General features: G+C 69.9%; 3 protein-coding genes and 1 pseudogene. 1 reads left to right on the top strand and 3 read right to left on the bottom strand.

What is annotated here, in order from left to right:
* Positions 1-845 (bottom strand): zinc metalloprotease HtpX (htpX, locus tag IE249_RS01710; RefSeq protein WP_229857201.1); only part of this gene is annotated, 845 nt, incomplete at its 3' end.
* Positions 846-1,012: 167 nt separating this feature from the next.
* Positions 1,013-1,270 (bottom strand): SCO2583/SCO2584 N-terminal domain-containing protein, encoded by a 258-nt coding sequence (locus IE249_RS01715; protein ID WP_189702949.1) that lies wholly within the window; start codon positions 1,268-1,270, stop codon positions 1,013-1,015.
* Positions 1,271-1,459: 189 nt separating this feature from the next.
* Between IE249_RS01715 and IE249_RS01720 the strand changes: the two genes are divergently transcribed.
* Positions 1,460-1,708 (top strand): hypothetical protein, encoded by a 249-nt coding sequence (locus tag IE249_RS01720; protein WP_189702950.1) that lies wholly within the window; start codon positions 1,460-1,462, stop codon positions 1,706-1,708.
* Positions 1,709-1,801: 93 nt separating this feature from the next.
* Here IE249_RS01720 and IE249_RS35860 read toward each other — a convergent pair.
* Positions 1,802-2,219, bottom strand: a pseudogene (locus IE249_RS35860) (type I glutamate--ammonia ligase); the annotation flags it as partial.

The following is a 2,219-nucleotide window of genomic DNA, read 5'->3' on the forward strand; positions in this document are numbered from 1 at the left end:
CTCGGGTGGGTGGAGAACAGCCGGGACAGGCCCGGCTCGGCGCCCAGCGCGGGGGTGAAGTAGAACGCGTTGAACGCCTGGGCGGTACGCAGGTCCTCCGACGGGATCCGCGCGATGTCCCCGGAGACCTTGGTGAGCGCGGACGCCAGCGCGGAGGGCCGCCCGGTCAGCAGGGCCGCCGCCCGGTCCGCTGCCAGCTCCCGGTACCGCGACAGGGCCCGGATCAGCAGGAAGCTGATCGCGTACACGGCGGCCGAGACGCCCATCACCATGGCGAGCACGGCGAGGGTGTTCTGGTCCTTGCGGCCCCGCCCGCCGAACAACTCCGAGTAGAAGGCGAACCGGACGACCAGCCCCGCGATCACGCCCAGGAAGGACGCGATGGTGATCACGGCGACGTCCTTGTGCGCCACGTGGGACAGCTCGTGAGCGAGCACGCCCTCCAGCTCGGCGGGCTCCAGCCGGCGCAGCAGCCCGGTGGTCACGCACACGACAGCGTTGTCCGGATTACGGCCGGTGGCGAACGCGTTCGGCATGTCCATGTTGGACACGGCGACCACCGGCTTGGGCATGTCGGCGATGGCGCACAGCCGGTCGACCACCGCGTGCAGCTCGGGATACTCCTCCCGCTCCACCACTCTGCCGTGCATCGCGAACAGCGCGATGCGGTCGGAGAACCAGTACTGGGCGGCGAGCACGCCCGCGGCGATCACCACGACCAGCACCCAGGACTTCAGCAACACGATCAGCGCGGCCACGAACGCCACGTACAGCAACCCGAGCAGGAACAGCGTGACCCCCATGCGCACGGTCAGCCGCCGGTCGCTCCGGAAGCGGCTCTGCATCTTGCATCACCCCGCAGTCAGGCACTCGTCCCGCCATCCAGTGTGCACCTGCGGCCCGTCATGAACGGGTTCCGATCGGCCCTAGTAGCGGCAAAACGTCCCCGTGCGCCGGATCGGCCGGATCAGCCGGGTGAGCCGGGTGAGCGGGAAGGGCCCGATCAGCCGGATCAGTACGGCGTACGGGTCTGGGCGTACCCGATCAGCAGGATCAACGCGGCCACGCAGCCGAGCACCACGGCGGTGGATATCCACGACGAGCGGCGCGGCCCGACCGGGTCGGGGTCGGCGCGGAAGGGGACCGGTCCCGGCGGGTTGTGCTTCCAGCGGGCGGCGAGCATCCGGGCCCGGGCGGAGGGCTCCTTGTGCTCGGCGTCGCTCGCCCACTTGAGGTCGAACTCCCTCTCCCAGTGGTCCTGTTCGGACATCCCCGTGCACCTTTCTCATCCAGTGGAGGCGTGCCGGACGACCCCCTGAGACTAGGACTCCGTACGGCGCCGATGGTTGCGTCCGGCCACGGGCGAGATCGCGCCGAGATGCCGCGCGCCCGGCGTCCGGCTAGCCTCTATGGGTGAAAAGCCGCATTTCAGGCGAGGGGGTGGAAGGAAGGTATGTCGATGAATGCATCACGTGCGAGGCGCCTCCTCGCGACGTCCGCCGTCGGCGTTCTGCTCGCCGGTGGCGCAGCGATCGGTACGGCCGGCACGGCCTCCGCGGCCACGCAGACCCAGGCGTCCACCAATTTCCGCCACGGCTGCTGGTCGGGCAGTTGGTGGGACCCCGACTGCGGATTCGGTCACCGGGGCGACTTCAACCGCACCGGCCTCATCGGCACCGGCGGCGTCGTGGTGATCGTCCTGTCCTGAGCACGGCATGGCCGGCTGCCCTGAACACGGGCACGGCCAAGGGCCGCCACCCCCAGGGGTGGCGGCCCTCACCGCGTCCGAGGACGTCGTCCGTCACACGTCGAAGTACAGCTCGAACTCGTGCGGGTGCGGGCGGAGCTGGAGCGGGGCGATCTCGTTGGTGCGCTTGAAGTCGATCCACGTCTCGATCAGGTCCGACGTGAACACGTCGCCCTGGAGCAGGAACTCGTGGTCGGCCTCCAGCGCGTCGAGGACGGCGCCGAGCGAGGTCGGGACCTGGGCGACGTTCGCGTGCTCCTCGGGAGCCAGCTCGTACAGGTCCTTGTCGATCGGCTCGGCCGGCTCGATCTTGTTCTTGATGCCGTCCAGGCCCGCGAGCAGCAGCGCGGAGAAGGCCAGGTACGGGTTGCCCGAGGAGTCCGGGGCGCGGAACTCCACGCGCTTGGCCTTCGGGTTGGAGCCCGTGATCGGGATGCGCATCGCGGCGGAGCGGTTGCGCTGCGAGTACACC

The organism is Streptomyces anandii JCM 4720, from assembly GCF_014650655.1.
Lineage (GTDB): Bacteria > Actinomycetota > Actinomycetes > Streptomycetales > Streptomycetaceae > Streptomyces > Streptomyces anandii.